At 70.6% G+C, this 15,647-nt stretch carries 16 protein-coding genes; 6 read left to right on the top strand and 10 right to left on the bottom strand.

The window, feature by feature from the left end:
* Window positions 1-159: 159 nt before the first annotated feature.
* Window positions 160-921, bottom strand: a complete 762-nt coding sequence (locus CLV30_RS23665) for an isoprenyl transferase (RefSeq protein ID WP_106539747.1) — start codon at window positions 919-921, stop codon at window positions 160-162.
* A gap of 168 nt (window positions 922-1,089) precedes the next feature.
* Between CLV30_RS23665 and trhA the strand changes: the two genes are divergently transcribed.
* Window positions 1,090-1,776, top strand: coding sequence for a PAQR family membrane homeostasis protein TrhA (gene trhA, locus CLV30_RS23670; protein ID WP_106539748.1), 687 nt, complete (start codon window positions 1,090-1,092; stop codon window positions 1,774-1,776).
* 23 nt (window positions 1,777-1,799) lie between these two features.
* Here trhA and CLV30_RS23675 read toward each other — a convergent pair whose 3' ends face one another.
* Both CLV30_RS23675 and CLV30_RS23680 read right to left on the bottom strand, forming a co-directional pair.
* Window positions 1,800-3,866 carry a thioredoxin domain-containing protein gene (locus tag CLV30_RS23675; protein ID WP_106539715.1) on the bottom strand — a complete coding sequence of 689 codons (2,067 nt, stop codon included), beginning with the start codon at window positions 3,864-3,866 and terminating at the stop codon, window positions 1,800-1,802.
* A 111-nt stretch (window positions 3,867-3,977) separates the two neighbouring features.
* On the bottom strand, window positions 3,978-5,102 hold the full coding sequence (locus CLV30_RS23680) for a CynX/NimT family MFS transporter (protein WP_205740905.1): 1,125 nt from the start codon (window positions 5,100-5,102) through the stop codon (window positions 3,978-3,980).
* A gap of 197 nt (window positions 5,103-5,299) precedes the next feature.
* On the opposite strand from CLV30_RS23680, the gene CLV30_RS23685 reads away from it, so the two are divergent.
* A complete protein-coding gene (locus CLV30_RS23685) occupies window positions 5,300-5,638 on the top strand; it encodes an ArsR/SmtB family transcription factor (RefSeq protein WP_106539717.1) in 339 nt (112 codons plus the stop codon).
* An 89-nt stretch (window positions 5,639-5,727) separates the two neighbouring features.
* Here CLV30_RS23685 and CLV30_RS26745 read toward each other — a convergent pair whose 3' ends face one another.
* Entirely contained in the window at window positions 5,728-5,985 is a 258-nt protein-coding gene (locus CLV30_RS26745) for a hypothetical protein (protein ID WP_165358635.1), read from the bottom strand.
* A complete protein-coding gene (gene mca / locus CLV30_RS23690; RefSeq protein WP_106539749.1) occupies window positions 5,982-6,884 on the bottom strand; it encodes a mycothiol conjugate amidase Mca in 903 nt (300 codons plus the stop codon). Before mca ends, CLV30_RS26745 begins: the two co-directional genes overlap by 4 nt.
* Before the next feature lie 182 nt (window positions 6,885-7,066).
* Here mca and CLV30_RS23695 point away from each other — a divergent pair, with 182 nt between their 5' ends.
* Window positions 7,067-7,471, top strand: coding sequence for a DUF4307 domain-containing protein (locus tag CLV30_RS23695; RefSeq protein ID WP_165358657.1), 405 nt, complete (start codon window positions 7,067-7,069; stop codon window positions 7,469-7,471).
* Window positions 7,472-7,627: 156 nt separating this feature from the next.
* A complete protein-coding gene (gene greA / locus CLV30_RS23700) occupies window positions 7,628-8,134 on the top strand; it encodes a transcription elongation factor GreA (protein ID WP_106539719.1) in 507 nt (168 codons plus the stop codon).
* An 88-nt stretch (window positions 8,135-8,222) separates the two neighbouring features.
* Here the strand turns inward: greA and CLV30_RS23705 are convergent, their stop codons facing one another.
* From CLV30_RS23705 to ilvA, 5 genes are all read right to left on the bottom strand, one after another.
* Entirely contained in the window at window positions 8,223-9,071 is an 849-nt protein-coding gene (locus CLV30_RS23705; protein WP_211300110.1) for an ABC transporter permease, read from the bottom strand.
* On the bottom strand, window positions 9,068-10,063 hold the full coding sequence (locus CLV30_RS23710) for an ATP-binding cassette domain-containing protein (protein ID WP_106539720.1): 996 nt from the start codon (window positions 10,061-10,063) through the stop codon (window positions 9,068-9,070). The genes CLV30_RS23705 and CLV30_RS23710 overlap by 4 nt, the downstream gene beginning before the upstream one ends.
* Window positions 10,064-10,155: 92 nt before the next feature.
* Window positions 10,156-10,554, bottom strand: a complete 399-nt coding sequence (locus tag CLV30_RS23715) for a DUF2089 domain-containing protein (protein ID WP_106539721.1) — start codon at window positions 10,552-10,554, stop codon at window positions 10,156-10,158.
* Window positions 10,554-11,405, bottom strand: a complete 852-nt coding sequence (locus tag CLV30_RS23720) for a hypothetical protein (protein WP_129711039.1) — start codon at window positions 11,403-11,405, stop codon at window positions 10,554-10,556. Before CLV30_RS23720 ends, CLV30_RS23715 begins: the two co-directional genes overlap by 1 nt.
* A 57-nt stretch (window positions 11,406-11,462) precedes the next feature.
* Complete coding sequence (ilvA, locus tag CLV30_RS23725) at window positions 11,463-12,677, bottom strand: threonine ammonia-lyase (RefSeq protein ID WP_106539723.1); 1,215 nt, start codon at window positions 12,675-12,677, stop codon at window positions 11,463-11,465.
* A gap of 768 nt (window positions 12,678-13,445) precedes the next feature.
* Between ilvA and CLV30_RS23730 the strand changes: the two genes are divergently transcribed.
* Both CLV30_RS23730 and CLV30_RS23735 read left to right on the top strand, forming a co-directional pair.
* Complete coding sequence (locus tag CLV30_RS23730) at window positions 13,446-14,615, top strand: hypothetical protein (RefSeq protein WP_146154808.1); 1,170 nt, start codon at window positions 13,446-13,448, stop codon at window positions 14,613-14,615.
* Between the two features lie 44 nt (window positions 14,616-14,659).
* Window positions 14,660-15,643 (top strand): TIGR03557 family F420-dependent LLM class oxidoreductase, encoded by a 984-nt coding sequence (locus CLV30_RS23735; RefSeq protein ID WP_106539725.1) that lies wholly within the window; start codon window positions 14,660-14,662, stop codon window positions 15,641-15,643.
* Window positions 15,644-15,647 lie beyond the last annotated feature (4 nt).

The raw sequence follows: 15,647 nt of genomic DNA on the forward strand, positions 1-15,647 counted from the left end.
ACACGCAACATCGTCACCTCGAACTCGTTCACCTCGAATTCGGCGGGGTGCAGGTCGATGGAGGTGCTGCTGACACCGACGATCCCGGTGACGCCCCGGCGCGGGCTCCGATGGGGCCGCGCAGGGGCGTCGTGACGTTTCGGCGTGCAGGTCGCGGCGTCAGTGGCCGAAGCGGCGCTCGCGCTCGGTGTAACTGCGCACTGCGCGCAGGAAGTCGACCTGCCGGAAGTCCGGCCAGAGCGCCTCGCAGAAGTAGTACTCCGAGTTCGCGCTCTGCCACATCATGAACCCGGACAGGCGCTGCTCACCGCTGGCGCGGATCACCAGGTCCGGGTCCGGCTGGCCTTTCGTGTACAGGTGCTCGGCGATGCCCTCGACGGTGATGGTCTCGGCGACCTCCTCGAGCGAGGCGCCCTGTGCGGCGTGCTCGTGCAGCAGCGCGCGGACCGCGTCGGCGATCTCGTGCCGGCCGCCGTATCCGACGGCGACGTTGACGTGCATGCCGTCCACGTCACGCGTCCGGTCGGCGGCCTGCTTGATGACCGTCGCCGTACGGTCCGGCAGCAGGTCCAGCGCGCCCACCGGATGCACCCGCCACTGCCCCGTCGACGCGATGTCGTCGACGAGGTTCTCGATGATGCCGAGCAACGGGACCAGCTCGTCCTCGGAGCGGTGCAGGTTGTCCGTCGACAGCATCCACAGCGTGACGACGTTGACGTCGAGGTCGTCGCACCAGCCGAGGAACTGGCGCGCCTTCTCGGCGCCGGCCTGGTGCCCGCTGGAGGTCGGCGCGCCGAACGCACGTGCCCAGCGGCGGTTGCCGTCCATCAGGACGGCCACGTGCCCCGGTACCCGAGACCGGTCCAGTCGCCGACGGATACGCCGCTCGTAGAGTCGGTAGACGAGGTCGGACAGACCCATCGACCGCTGCACCTCCAGCATCGCCTGACCACGGTGATGGCCGGACCATAGCTCGCGGCCACCCGGACGCATCCACCGCACTCGGACACGGCCTACGCACGAAAGACTACTCCCACAAGAACGGGAGAACGTGACATCCGCGACACCTCTTCCACTACCGTGGGTGCCATGTCCACCGAAGGCCCCATCCGCGAGGCGGTCGCCGCGGTCAAGCCCAGGCTGCGCGGCTGGCTGCACGCGGCGACCTTCCCGGTGGCGGTCGTCGCCGGGCTACTGCTCGTCATCGTCGCGCCGTCCCTCGAAGTCAGGGTCAGCGCGGCGATCTACACGGCCACCGCGGCGCTGCTGTTCGGCATCAGCGCCATTTACCACCGCGGGCACTGGTCGCCACGCGCGCAGGCGGCGCTGCGACGGCTCGACCACGCCAACATCTTCCTGATCATCGCCGGCACGTACACGCCGTTCACCCTGCTCCTGCTGCCACAGCGACAGGCGCAGATCCTGCTCAGCCTGGTGTGGGTGGGTGCCCTGCTCGGCGTGGGTTTCCGCGTGTTCTGGGTGAGCGCGCCGCGCTGGCTGTACGTGCCGATCTACATCTCGCTGGGGTGGGCGGCGGTGTTCTGGTTGCCGCAGTTCGCCACTCACGGCGGGGCGGCGGTCGTCACGCTGATCATCGTCGGCGGGCTGATGTACACGCTCGGAGCGGTGGTTTACGGCATGAAGCGGCCCAACCCCTCACCGCGCTGGTTCGGGTTCCACGAGGTCTTCCACGCGTTCACACTCGCCGGCTTCGCCAGTCACCATGTCGGCATCTGGCTCGCGGCCTTCGGCGCCGGAGCCGTCGCCAGCGCCTGACGCCGGCGCGGCTGCCGCGGCCGTCATCCCGGTGCGGCAGCGGACATCTGGCTGATCATCTCGTCCGCGTCGGACGTCGGCCGGTCACACACGAAACCCCGGCAGACGTACGCCGCCGGCGCACCGTCGAGCGGGCCGCGTCCCCGCAACAACGGGATCGCCGCGTCCTCGCCGTCCGGTTCCGGACCGGAGGCGACGACGACCGCGCCCGGCGACGGGTGCCGCATCGCGGCCGCGTGCAAGGTGGCGGTCCGCGCATCCGCGGGTTCACCGACCACGGCCACTTCGACCGGGCCGGCGACGACGGCTTCGGCGACCGCCAGGCCCCAGCCGGCGAAGCGGGGCGCGCGGGCGGCCAGCGCGTCGTACATCCGCAACGCCTCCTCCGCCGCCGCGCGATACTCGGAGTTTCCGGTGTAGGCGGCCGCGGTGACCAGGGCACCCGCTGCTGCCGACCAGCCGGACGGCACCGCGTTGTCGGTCGGGTCCTGCGGACGGCGCAACCCGCCGAGCCGCGGGTCGGTCTCGTCGGCGCCGGTGTCGAAGAAGCCGCTGTCCGGGTCACGGAACTCGGTGAGCACGACGTCCAGCAGCCGCTGAGCCGCCGCCAACCGGGACGCGTTCCCGGTCACCGAGACGAGCGCGAGCATGCCTTCCGCGACGTCTGCGTAGTCCTCGAGCACACCGGGGCTGTCGCCGGCGACGCCGTCACGGGAGACCCGGCGCAGCCGCCCTCGCTCGTCGACGTGTGTCTGCTCGATCAGGTCGGCGCAGCGCGACGCCGCTTCGATCCACCCCGGCTCGGCGAACAGCGCACCGGCTTCGGCCAGTGCCGCGACCGCGAGGCCGTTCCACGCTGCCACGACCTTGTCGTCGCGCCCGGGCCGCGGCCGCTGCTCACGTGCCGCGTACAGCTCGTCGCGGATCCGCCGCCAACGCCCCGCCCCGTCGGGATCGTCGGGCTCGTCGGGCAGCTGCAGTGTGGACGCGCCGTGCTCGAACGTGCCTTCCTCGGTGACCCGGAGCAGCTGCGCCGCCCATGCGCCGTCCTCCTCGCCCAGTACCGACCGCAACTGGGCCGGTGTCCAGGCATAGAACGCGCCCTCGGCGGGCGCGGCGCCCTCGTTCGGCGGCGAGTCGGCGTCGAGCGAGCTGGCGAACCCGCCCTCGGCGGTGCGCAGCTCACGCAGCAGGAACCCGGCGGTCTCGCGGACCACTCGCTCGGCCGTCGGCGCACGGGTGGCTCGCCACCAGTGGGCGTAGACCCGCAGCAGCAACGCGTTGTCGGAGAGCATCTTCTCGAAATGCGGCACGACCCAGGCATGGTCGACGCTGTACCGGGCGAAACCACCGCCGAGCTGGTCGTAGATACCGCCGCGCGCCATCCGCTCGCAGGTCGTGTCGACGATCCGCAGCGTCTCCGGATCGCCGGTGCGTGCGTGGTGACGCAGCAGGAACTCGAGCACCATCGACGGCGGGAACTTCGGCGCCTGGCCGAAACCGCCCGCGTACGGATCGGTCTCGGCGGACAGCCGGGCCACGGCGGCGTCGAGGCGCTGCGTCGACGGCGCCTGCTCGCCGGTGGCCAGCCGGACGCCGGTGAGACTGTCGGCGATCTGTCCGGCCGCTTCGGTCACCTCGCCACGGCGCTGCTCCCACGCCTGCACCACGGCCTGCAGCACCTGCGGGAACGAGGGCATGCCCGGGTGCGGCCGCGGCGGGTAGTAGGTGCCGGCGTAGAACGGGCGGCCGTCGGGGGTGAGGAACGCCGTCATCGGCCAGCCTCCCTGCCCGGTCAGCGCCTGCACCGACTCCATGTAGACGGCGTCGACGTCGGGGCGCTCTTCCCGGTCCACCTTCACCGCGACGAAGTGCTCGTTCATGTATGCGGCGATCTCGTCGCTCTCGAACGACTCGTGCGCCATGACGTGACACCAGTGGCACGCCGCATAGCCGACGCTGAGCAGCACCGGCACGTCGCGGCGGCGCGCTTCGGCGAACGCGTCGTCACCCCACGGCCACCAGTCCACCGGGTTGTCGGCGTGCTGGCGTAGGTACGGGCTGAGTGCGTCCTGAAGCCTGTTCGCCATACGCCCAGCGTGTCACGCTCCTGCGGCAATTTCCCGAGCAGCTCCGGACTCGGCCGCCATGCCGTGATCATCAACTATTCGCCACGCCATGGTGGGGACGATCGTTGATGATCAAGGACGTGTCGGCCGGACCGTGCCCCGGCCGGCCACCGTCGCGACCACCACCTGACCGGCTGCGGCGACGCACATCAGCATGATCGGTGCCTGCCAGCCGGAACTGACGGTGTGCAGTAGTCCGAAAGCCACCGGTCCCGCCGCGGCGACCAGATACCCGATCGACTGCGCCATGGCGGACAGCGCGCCCGCCGCGATCGCGTCCTCGGCGCGCAGACTGAGGAAGGCCAACGCGAGTACGAGGCAAGCTCCGCCGCCGAGACCGAGGACGACACTCCACAGCAGTGCCCACCCCGGCGCCGCCACCAAGCCGAGATAGCCAACCAGCGAGACCGCGGAGCTCAGCATCGCCACCGCGCGTTGGTCACGGGCCCGCCGCAGCATGGTGGGCATCACCAGACCGGTCGCCACCGCGACCGCCTGGAACAGGAACAGCAGCCATCCCGCGTCACCCGCAGTGACTCCGCTGTCCCGGAAGACCTGAGGCAACCACGTGACGACGACGTAGAAGCCCAGCGACTGCAACCCCATGAACGCCGTGACCGCCCACGCCAGTGCCGACCCCCACGGCAATCGGCGCGTGTGGACCGCCTCCGAGCGTGGCCGCGGCGTCCGCAGCTGCGGAAGCCAAAGCACGATCGCCGTGAGCGCGAGCACGATCCAACAGCCCAACGCGGTGTGCCAGCCGCCAGGAACGGCCCGGCTGATCGGCACCGCCACCCCGGATGCCACCGCGGCGACTCCTCCCATCACCGCGGCGTACGCGCTGGTCAACAGTCCCACCCTGGTCGGGAAGTCGCGCTTGATCAGGCTCGGAAGCAACACGTTGCCCACGGCGATTCCTGCTCCGATCAGCACGGTTCCCCCGAACAGAGCGATCGCCGCCGGCACCCAACGGACCGCCACTCCGACGGCCAGGACCACGAGCGCACCCCCGAGGAGTCGCTCGGGCCCCCATCGCGCGGCCAGTCGCGGGACCACCGGAGAGACGACCGCGAACGCCACCAACGGAAGCGTGGTCAACAGACCCGCCACGGCCGGCGTCAGCGCCAGTTCCGCCTGCACACGATCCAGCAACGGCCCGACGCCGGTCAGGGCCGGGCGGAGGTTCGCCGCCACCACCAGCAGACTCCACACCAGGAGGGTGTTGCCGGAACGCGTCCGATTCGCGTTCGGTGAAACGCTCGTACCACTGGCCATCGATCGTCTCGACCCCACGCTCGCCGATTTGGTTGGACAGCGATCAAACTAAACAAGTGTTGGATGATTGTCCAACCGTCTACGGATCCGGTACCTTCTGAGCTCTGGGAGGAGATCGAGTGAACGTGCCCTGGGAACCTCCGGCAGGCGAGATCAGACTGGTCGACGTCCTGGACGCCCTCGCGGACCCGGTCCGGCTGGCGTTGGTGGCGCGGCTCGCCAGCCTGGGCAGCGAGAAGTGCACGGACATCAATGCCGACGTGAATGTCCACAAATCGACCATGTCGCACCACTACCGGGTGCTTCGCGAAGCGGGTGTGACCCGCACCGTCGTGCACGGCAGGCAACGGTGGGTCAGGCTGCGACACGCGGAGCTCGACGCGCGTTTTCCGGGACTACTCGACTCGGTTCTCAGCGCCGCGACGCATCCCGTCCAGCCGACCGCGCGTCACGGCTGACCCTCGAAACGCCGAACTGTTCGATCAACCCATGGACGGGTCCACGACGGCGTCGCACGTGGGGCGACGGGGGACGCGGTTCGCGAGCGTTACGAACGTCCTGCGCCGGGGCCCTGGTCGGGCCGGTCGCGCTGGCCGCGCTGGTCGCGCTGGTCGTGCTGGCCGCGCATCCGCTCTTCGTCGGTGAGCCCTTCCTGGTCGAAGTCGACCTTGCGCATCTGTTTGCGCATGCTGCGGTACAGCAGCACCAGAGCCACGATCAGGAACGCCAGGACGAGGAAGCCGAACAGGCCCGGTCCGGCGTTGAAGTCGGACGATTCGGCCGCGCTGACGGCTGCCGTGCTCACGATGCGCCCCTCATACCCGTCCAGTCTCCCACCGTCGAGCGCAGTCCGGCGAACAGGTCGTCCTCGGGCAGCTCCCGTCCGACGTGAGAGCGGACGAGCTCGTAGTCCTCCGTGGGCCACGCGGCCTGGTGGGCCTCGAGCGGGACGTCGAACCACGGGCCGTCCGGGTCGATCTGGGTGGCGTGCGCCAGCAGCGCACGGTCGCGCACCGGGAAGTACTCCGCGCACTCGACCCTGGTGGTGACGCGGTTGTCCCAGGCCGGGTCCGGCTGCCACTCGGCCAGCCGGTCCGCGTACGGCGAGGACAGACCGCGGCGCTGCATCTCCTCGTGCAACGCGATCATCCGGCGGCGGTGGAAGGAGTGGTGGTAGTAGAGCTTCGCCGGCTGCCACGCAGGACCGGCGTGCGGATACTGTTCGGCGTCGCCGGCCGCGTCGAAGGCGGCCACGCTGACCTGATGGCACATCACGTGGTCGGGATGCGGATAGCCACCGCGCTCGTCGTACGTGGTGACGACGTGCGGGCGGAACCGGCGGATCGACTCGACCAGCGGCCCGGCGGCCTTCTCGACGGGCATCTGTCCGAAGCATCCGTCCGGCAGCGGCGGCGGAGGATCGCCCTCCGGGAACCCGGAGTCGACGAACCCGAGCCACTCCTGCTTGATGCCCAGGATCTCGCGCGCCGCGTCCATCTCCTGCCGGCGGATCTCGCTGATGTTGGCCAGGACGTCGGGACGGTCCATCTTCGGGTTGAGAATGGAGCCGCGCTCACCGCCGGTGCAGGTCACGACCATAACGTCGACACCTTCGGCCACGTAGCGCGCGGTGGACGCCGCCCCCTTGCTGGACTCGTCGTCGGGATGAGCGTGTACATGCATCAGCCGTAACGCTTCGGACACCGGATACCCCACATGTCGGTTCGGAACTCTCATCCGGGACAACGCACCGGCCGGACGTTCTGTGCCCCGGCCCCGGGTGGGGCACGGCGCGGTGAGAACATCGGCACAAGCGGTCGACACCGATGCGGATAATGGTGCCGTACGCCTCCGACAACGCCGACTCCACCCCAGGACACACCGCCATGGCCCACAACAGCGCCGAGCAGGCCGACCACCTGGCCGAGCGGTACGGCCGTCGCCGCCGGCCGCGGGTCGTCGTCGCGGTGCTCGCCGCCGCGTTCGTCGCCTTCGGCGCCGTCACGCTGTGGCTGGGCCTGCAACAGGCCGACCAGCCGATCCGTGCCGACCTCTACGCCTGGGAAGACCCGCGCGGTGCGACGCTGCCCGCGACCGTCGAGATCCACCGTGACCCGGGCCTGGCCGTCACCTGCGATCTGGTCGCCGTCGACGACCGGATGATCGTCGTGGGCCAGCTCGAGCTGGAGGTCCCGGCCGGCCCGGAGGAACACATCCGTGTCGACGCCGACATACCGCTCGAAGGCAACGGCATCGCCCCACGGCTGAACGGATGCCACCAAGCGGACTGACCATCCGCGCTGAACTGCGTGGATCGTTTTTACCGGGGCACACTTGCTATGCTCGTGGATTCCCGTCATCACGTGTACCGGGCGGAAGGGCCCGGCGGTCCAGCACATCCGCAACACCCGTGCTGCCGACGTATTGATACCCAAGGAGCAGATGCCGTGACCGCGACCAGCGATAACGTCGCCTGGCTCACCCAGGATGCCTACGACCGCCTCAAGGAGGAGCTCGAGTACCTCATGGGTCCGGCGCGCCTCGAAGTCGCCAAACGGATCGAGGAGGCACGGGCCGAGGGCGACCTGTCCGAGAACGGCGGGTATCACGCAGCCAAGGAAGAGCAGGGCAAGCAGGAAGCGCGCATCCACCAGCTGCAGCAGCTTCTGCAACGCGCCAAGGTCGGCGAGACCCCGCAGGACGACGGCGTCGTCGAACCGGGAATGATCGTCGAGATCCGGTTCGAGGGCGAGGACGAGATCGAGACGTTCCTGCTCGGCTCGCGCGAGTTGGCGTCGCTGGACGAGTCGGTGGACATCGAGGTCTATTCGCTGCAGTCGCCGCTGGGCTCTGCCATCCACGGCAAGCGCGTCGGCGAGACCGCGTCGTACGAGGCACCCAACGGCAGCACCATCAACGTCGACATCGTGGGCGCGAAACCCTACGGCGCCTGACGCGCTGACACGAACGCAAGCGGCGGTGCACCCCAGGCTCGGGGTGCACCGCCGCTTCTCGTCACGTAGCCGGTGCGCGGCGCGCCGGCTACTTGGTGGCGGCCGCCTTGTACTTGCGGACCGCCAACGGCGCGAAGATGCCGACGATGACGACGACCCAGATCAGCGACAACAGCACCGGATGGTTGCTGGCGAACGTGTCCGCCGCGAACATGCTGGGGTTGCCGAAGAGCTCGCGGGTCGCGGCGACGAACGCGCTCACCGGGTTCCACTCCGCGATCGGCTGCAGCCAGCCCGGCAGCGTCGGCGTCGGGATGAACGCGTTGGACAGGAACACCACCGGGAACAGCCAGATCAGCCCGGCGGACGCGGCCACCTGCGGGTTGCCCACGGACAGCCCGATGAACGCGCCGACCCACAACATCGCGAAAGCGAACAGCAGCAGCAGGCCGACGGCGCCGAAGAACCCGAGAACGCCGTTCTCGATCTCCCAGCCGACGAGCAGCCCGCAGACGATCATGATGGCCAGCACGATGACCTGGTTGGCGAGGTCGGCGATGACCCGGCCCGCGATCACGCCGGACCGTGCCATCGGCAACGAGCGGAACCGATCGATCAGCCCCTTCTGCATGTCGTCGGCGAGACCGACACTGGCCGGGGCGACGGCGAAGGCCATCGTCTGCGCGAAGATGCCGGCCATCAGGTACCGCTTGTACGCCGTCGGGTCGTCCTCCATGCCCGGGATCGGGATGGCCCCGCCGAACACGTACGCGAACAGCAGCACGAACATGATCGGCTGAATGAACATGTAGATCTGGTTGTCCGGGACGCGCCACCCGCCCCGGATGTTGCGCCAGGCGATGGTCATGGCGTCACCCACGGCCTGGCTCAGGCCGACCCGGTTCGGCGGCGTGGCGGTCCGTTGAATGCTGTTCACGAGGCGGCCCTCCCTGCCGCCGTGTCGGCGGCCTCCGTCTCACTCTCGGCGTGCCGGCCGGTCAGCTTGACGAACACGTCGTCGAGCGTCGGCCGGCGCAGCGCGATGTCGTCGATGGTCACGCCCGCCTCGTCGAGGTCGCGGATGACCTGGATGAGGCCCTTGGAGCCGGTGTGCGTGGGCACGGTCAGTTTGCGCGTGTGGGTGTCCCGGTCGCACTGCCCGCCGCTGCTCAGGTTGAGGATCTGCTCGGCGGAGTCGGCGTGCTCGGAGTCGTGCACGACGACCTCGATGCGCTCACCGCCGATCTGCGCCTTGAGCTGGTCCGCGGTCCCTTCGGCAATGACCTGGCCGTGGTCGATGACCACGATGTTGTCGGCCAGCGCGTCGGCCTCCTCGAGATACTGCGTGGTGAGCAGGATGGTCGCGCCCTCGGCGACGCGCTCGCGGATGACGTCCCACAGGTCGAGCCGGCTGGCCGGGTCGAGCCCGGTGGTCGGCTCGTCGAGGAAGAGGATCTCCGGGTGCACGATCAGGCTGCTGGCGAGGTCGAGCCTGCGGCGCATGCCGCCGGAGTAGGTCTTGAGCGTGCGGTCGCCCGCGTCGGCGAGGGAGAACTGCTCGAGCAGCTCGTCCGCCCGCTTCTTGGCCTGCTTGCTGGACAGCTGGTACAGCCGGCCGAACAGCCAGAGGTTCTCGCGGCCGGTGAGGGTCTCGTCGACCGCCGCGTACTGACCGGACAGCCCGATCAGCGACCGGACGGCCTGCGGTTCGCGCACGACGTCGTGCCCGGCCACGAGCGCCCGGCCGGCATCCGGCTGCAGCAGCGTGGTGAGCATGCGGACCGCGGTGGTCTTGCCGGCGCCGTTCGGGCCGAGCAGGCCGACCACGGTGCCTTCAGGCACGGTGAGGTCGACACCCCCCACGGCCTTGACGGCCTTGTCCCCAGTGCCGAAGGTCTTGACCAGACCTTCAGCCGAAATGGCGTTCACGGATGTGTCCTCTCTGTGATGGTTTGCAGCATCGTGCCAGCCGGCGCCGACAGAGTCTGCGCCCAGCGGCTGTGCTCGCACCGGCCCCGTGGTCAGCGCAGCAGCGCCGTCGCCTCGTCGAGATCGAGTTCGCCGGCGGCGAGCCGACGCAGGACCGCCTCGCGGTCGGTGTGCTCGGTCGCGTGTTCGGTGGAGCCCCCCTCGACTTCCAGGCCGAGCCGCTCGAGCAGCTCCGCGAACCGTTGGCGCGCCGTCGGGTAACTCACACCCAGCTCGCGCGCCAGTTCCCTCATGTTGCCTCGTGACACCAGGAAGGTGCCAAGGATTTTCTGGTCCTGTGCGGCCAGTGAACAGTACGCGCACGACGCGAACCGCCCGGACAGCTCGGTGCCGCAGGACTCGCAGCCCAGCCGGGTGACCTGCAGCTCGGAGCCGCAGACCGGGCAGTCGCCGGGTGCCTGGTGCAGATGCTCGTGCGTGCGCGCGGGCATCAGAGCACGCTCCCGGACTCCGCCGCTTCGGGCAGCCGGACGGTGACGTTGCCCATGACGACCTCGGCGTCGATCTCCGCCGCGCCCGTGCCCAGCACGATGTCGCGGTCGCGGTGCGCGCGGCGCCGTTCGGGCTCGGTGCTCAGCCGACCCAGCTGAACGTCGGCACGGACCCGTACGTCCGAGCCCTCCTGCAGCGTCAACTGCAGCGACCCGGACTCGCAGCGCATCCGGGAATGCCCGCCGAGCTGCAGCGTCTCGACCTGCGCGGAGCCGGCCTGCACCAGCACGTCGACCGGGCTGCGCAGTCCCCGCACCCGCAGCGACCCGGCGGTGACCCGGACGTGGTCGAGCGCAGGCACGTTGTCGACCTGCAACGACCCGGCGATCGCCTCGGCGCCGACGGTCATCGCCGGGTTCACCCGCACCCGCAGCTCGAGACCCTGGCCGATGTTCTGGAACCGGTCGGCGACGTCCCGCCACCGGCCACCCGCCAGCAGCGTGAAGGCCCCGTCGGTCGGCACCATCTCCGACTCGCCGGTGACGTGCAGGGTCGAACCTTCGCGCCGCACGGTGTGCTCACCGCCGACGTCCACCGTCGCCACGGTGGGGTCGCCGACGACGCGCACCCGCCGGGACGTCCCCCGTACCAGCACGCGGGTGATGCGCGGGGTGTCGACAGCACGGCCCGACGGCCCGGACGACCCCGGCGTGGCGTCGTCCGCCTCCGGGCCGCCCGGTTCCGCGGCGGGCGCCGCCTCGGCCTCGTCCAGCAGACGGGCCGCCTCGGACGGATCGAGATCGCCGGAGGCGACCCGTTCCAGGATCTCGCGAGAACTGAGCGTGGACATGCGCTCATCGTCCACGGAACTTTTCGGATCGTCAAGTCCAGCTATCAGAACGGCATATCAGCTTTCCGATATGGCTACCGAGTAGCCGGACTCCTCGAGCGTCGCCAGCACCCGGCGGCGGTGTTCGGGGCCGCGTGTCTCGACCTGCAACGCGATCTCGACCTCGTCGATGGACAGGCTCGCGCCGGTGCGCTGGTGCACCACGTCCAGCACGTTCGCGTCGACGCCCGCCAACTCGTTGAGCAGCTGCGCGAGGCCGCCCGGGTGGTCGGACACCCGCACCCGCAGGCCGAGATAGCGGCCCGCGGCGGCCATGCCGTGCCGGATGACCCGCAACAACAGCAGCGGATCGATATTGCCGCCGGAGAGAACGGCCACGACCGGCGGCTCGTAGGCCTCCGGATCGTCCAGCAGCGCGGCCACCGCCGCGGCGCCGGCCGGCTCGACGACCTGCTTGGCCCGTTCCAGTAGCAGCACCAGCGCGCGGGAGAGCGACTCCTCGGAGACCGTCACCACCGACTTCACGTGCTGCTGGATCATGCCGAACGGCACGTCCCCGGGGCAGCCCACGGCGATGCCGTCGGCCATCGTCGACATCCGCTCGAGCACCACCGGCCGCCCCGCCTTGAACGACTCGGCGAACGACGACGCGCCCTCGGCCTGCACGCCGACCACGCGCACGTCCGGACGGTGGTGGTGCACGGCCAGCCCGATGCCGGCGGTGAGGCCACCGCCGCCGGTCCCGACGAGGATCGTGCGCACGTCGGGACACTGCTCCAGGATCTCGGCTCCGACGGTCGCCTGACCGGCCACGACGTCCGGATGGTCGAACGGGTGGATCAGCACCGCACCGGTCTCGGCGGCGAACGCGCGGGCGGCCAGCAGCGACTCGTCGATGCTCGAGCCGACGAACCGGACGTCGGCGCCGTACGCGCGGGTCGCCTTCTCCTTGACGATGGCCGCGCCTTCGGGCATGAACACGGTGGCACGGGTGTCGAGGAGGCTGGCCGCGAGCGCCACGCCCTGCGCGTGGTTGCCCGCGCTGGCCGCGACGACCCCGTTGGCGCGTTCGGGCTCGCTCAGCCTGGCGATGCGGGTGTAGGCGCCGCGGATCTTGAACGAACCGGCACGTTGCAGGTTCTCGCACTTGAGGTGCACCGGCCCGCCCACGCGCCCGGCCAGCCACCGGGAGTCCTCCAGCGGCGTCGGATGCACGATGTCACGCAGCAGCTCGCGAGCGGCGTCGACGTCGGCCATCGAGACGGTGTTCATCTGCTCGCGTCAATCTCCTCGTACCGGGATCGGTCCCCGCTGCGCCCGCCACCGAAACGTGGTGACGTAAGCCGGTGTCCACATCCTGTCACCCCCGGTCACCTGCACGCACGTGTGCTTTCATGGCGCGGTGAATGGCACGCATCGATGGCGCCGCAGCGCAGGGGCCGGAGCAGCGCCGGTCGGTGTCGTTGCCATGGCGACGGGCCCGTTCCTGCCCGTCGCGGTGGGCGCCGACGGGCTGCCCGCACTGTTCCGCGTCGCACTCGCGGGATGGGTGCTGGTGGCCGTCGGCGTCGGCATGAAGCTCGCAAAGTCGCGGCGGCCCGCGGCGCACGAGGTCCAGGAACGGCACCGCCGCGCCGAACGCCGCGAGACTGTCGCCGCCCTGGCGTGGACGAGCGTCGTCGTCGCCCTGGTGACGGGGGTTTACGCCGTCCTGGACGTCCGCGGCGGCATGCCCGGGCCGGCCAGCGTCGTCGTCGCACTCGGCGCCGTCGTCACCGCGGGAGGGCTGTTCGCCCTCGCCGGCGCGTTCGGACCGGACGCTGCTGATGTGCGGGACGACGGCGGTACCGGCGAGACACCCACGGGTGCCGCCGCGGCAACCGGGTCTCGCGCCGTTGTCGTCCGTGCCCTGGCCGCCGTGCTGCTGACCGGCGCGGTGATCACCGCGGGCGCATACGTGGCCGTCGGCGTCCTGCCGGTTCGGGCCGACACGGCGGCGACGAGCCCGCGCCCGACCGGTTCGACGAGCTTCCCACCGAGGTGGCCTGGACCTGGGGACCGTTCGAGGGCGTCGTCGCCGCGGGCCCCGGCGCGGTGGTGCGCGACGGCGGCACCGTGCGCGGGATCGACGGCGTCTCCGGCACCGAACGCTGGGCCTACGCGCGACCGGGCACCCATGTGGACGACATCGACGCCACACCGGACGGATCCGTGATCGTCACGACGTTCGAGGCCGACCGCGACGACCACCGTTCCGAGGTGCTGGTCGAAACGCTCGACGCGCTGACCGGCGACGTTCTCGCCACTCGCAGACAGCCGGCACCCGGCTCGGACGACGAGCTGGCCGAGCACGCCGACCCGGCGGTGCGGCACACCGACCATTCCCGCATCGTGCTGCACGCCGAGGTCGACGACGACGGCAAGCGGCTGAACACCGGCACGCTCGCCGCGGCCGCGCTGCCGGACCTTTCGGCCGCCTGGACGTGGACCGTCCCGGCCGAGTGCGCGCTCGCCGCACCCAGCTCCTGGCCCGACGACGCCTGGTTCGCCTACGCCGACATCGTGGCGGTCTCGATGACCTGCGGCGAGAACCCGGAACGCACCGTCGTGCTGGGGCTCGACGCCGCGCACGGCACCGAGCAGTGGCGCGTCGAGCAGGACGTCCCGCCGGACGGCTCGGGCTCGCGGTCGATGTTCGCACCCGCCCGTGGCGGCGTTTTCGGCATCGAGGCACCCGGCGGCACCGGACGCCTGCTGGTGCGTGACGCCGCCGACGGCACCGTCGTGGGCGAACTGCCCGACACCGACGAACTGTTCCGCCGCGCCCCGGACGGCACACTCGAGGTGATCGCCAGCGTCGACGGCGAGACCGCGCAGGTCGACCAGCATCTCGTCGTCGTCGACCCGGACACCGGACGCAGACAGGACCTCGCCACGCTCGGCACCGGCGCAGGTGACACCTACCTGTGGAGTGCGCGCACCGATGCCGGCTGGGTGGGACCCGGCACCACCGGGCAGCTCGGTGTCGCGCCCGAAGGTTCCTTCGGCGACTGGTACGAGATCCCGGCCGGCGTCGGCGGAGCGTTCGGCGGTTCGTATCCGCGCGTGCTCGAGCCGACACCGGGTCGCGTCCTGGTGGCTCCGGGCGCGGTGCTCGCGGTACCTGACTGCCGCTCCGGCGAGCGTTGCCACATCGCCGGGCTGCGCTGAACACCCTTCCCCGCGCGGCGGCGACGCGTCGTAAAGTGACGGGGGTGAAGCTCGCCTGGTTGTGCAGTCATGAGTCCTATCAGCCCGAAACCCTGCTCGAGCACGCCGTTCTCGCCGAACGGTCCGGCTTCGACGTCGTCACCGGTGCCGACCACTTCCACCCGTGGGTCGACGACCACGCCGCCGCCAGTTTCGTCTGGAGCTGGTTCGGCGCCGTCGCGCAGGCCACCTCACGTGTCGAGCTGGCCACCAGCGTCACCGCGCCGCTGTTCCGTTACCACCCTGCCCTGATCGCCCAGGCCGCCGCCACCATCGACCGGCTGTCCGGCGGCCGGTTCCGGCTCGGCGTCGGCACCGGCGAGGCCATCAACGAGGCCCCGCTGGGTTACGAGTTCCCCGGCTACACCGAGCGCATCGCCCGCATGGACGAGGCGATGACCATCATGCACGGGCTGCTGGCCGGCGAGAAGATCGACGTCGACGGCACCTACTACCAGGCGCGCACCGCCAAGCTCTACAGCGCGCCCGCCGGTACGGTTCCGGTGTGGATGGCCGCCGGCGGCCCGAAGTCCGCCACCTTCGCCGGGCAGCACGCCGAGGGCTTGATCACCAGCGTCAAGGATCCTGCCGAGACGGTCGAGCGGGTCATCCAGCCGTACCGTGACGCGGCCGCCGAGCGTGGCGCGGCAACGACGGTGATGGCCACCCGCTGGGTGGTGCTGGCCGGCAGCGACGACGAGGCCTGGGAGGCGCTGGCCTCCATGCGAGGGCTGCGCGCTCCCGGACGTCTCGAGGTCGCCGACCCGATGGTGCTGCGCCAGCGCGCCGACGAGATGGACCGGCAGGAGATCCTGGGCAAGTACACCATCGTCCGCGACCTCGAGCAGCTGGCCGAGGCGTACCGGCCGCTGGTGCACGACGTCGGCGCCGACTACGTCGCCATCCAGGTGGCCAGCGCCGACCCCGCGAAGACCATCGAGCGCATCGGCGCCGAGGTGCTGCCCGCGCTGCGCGACTGGTCCGCCTGACCCC

Source organism: Haloactinopolyspora alba, assembly GCF_003014555.1.
Taxonomy (GTDB): domain Bacteria; phylum Actinomycetota; class Actinomycetes; order Jiangellales; family Jiangellaceae; genus Haloactinopolyspora; species Haloactinopolyspora alba.

Coding starts and splice junctions, on each gene's coding strand:
- CLV30_RS23665 (WP_106539747.1), bottom strand. CDS start 921: ATGGGTCTGTCCGACCTCGTCTACCGACTCTACGAGCGGCGTATCCGT.
- trhA (WP_106539748.1), top strand. CDS start 1,090: ATGTCCACCGAAGGCCCCATCCGCGAGGCGGTCGCCGCGGTCAAGCCC.
- CLV30_RS23675 (WP_106539715.1), bottom strand. CDS start 3,866: ATGGCGAACAGGCTTCAGGACGCACTCAGCCCGTACCTACGCCAGCAC.
- CLV30_RS23695 (WP_165358657.1), top strand. CDS start 7,067: ATGGCCCACAACAGCGCCGAGCAGGCCGACCACCTGGCCGAGCGGTAC.
- CLV30_RS23715 (WP_106539721.1), bottom strand. CDS start 10,554: ATGCCCGCGCGCACGCACGAGCATCTGCACCAGGCACCCGGCGACTGC.
- CLV30_RS23720 (WP_129711039.1), bottom strand. CDS start 11,405: ATGTCCACGCTCAGTTCTCGCGAGATCCTGGAACGGGTCGCCTCCGGC.
- ilvA (WP_106539723.1), bottom strand. CDS start 12,677: ATGAACACCGTCTCGATGGCCGACGTCGACGCCGCTCGCGAGCTGCTG.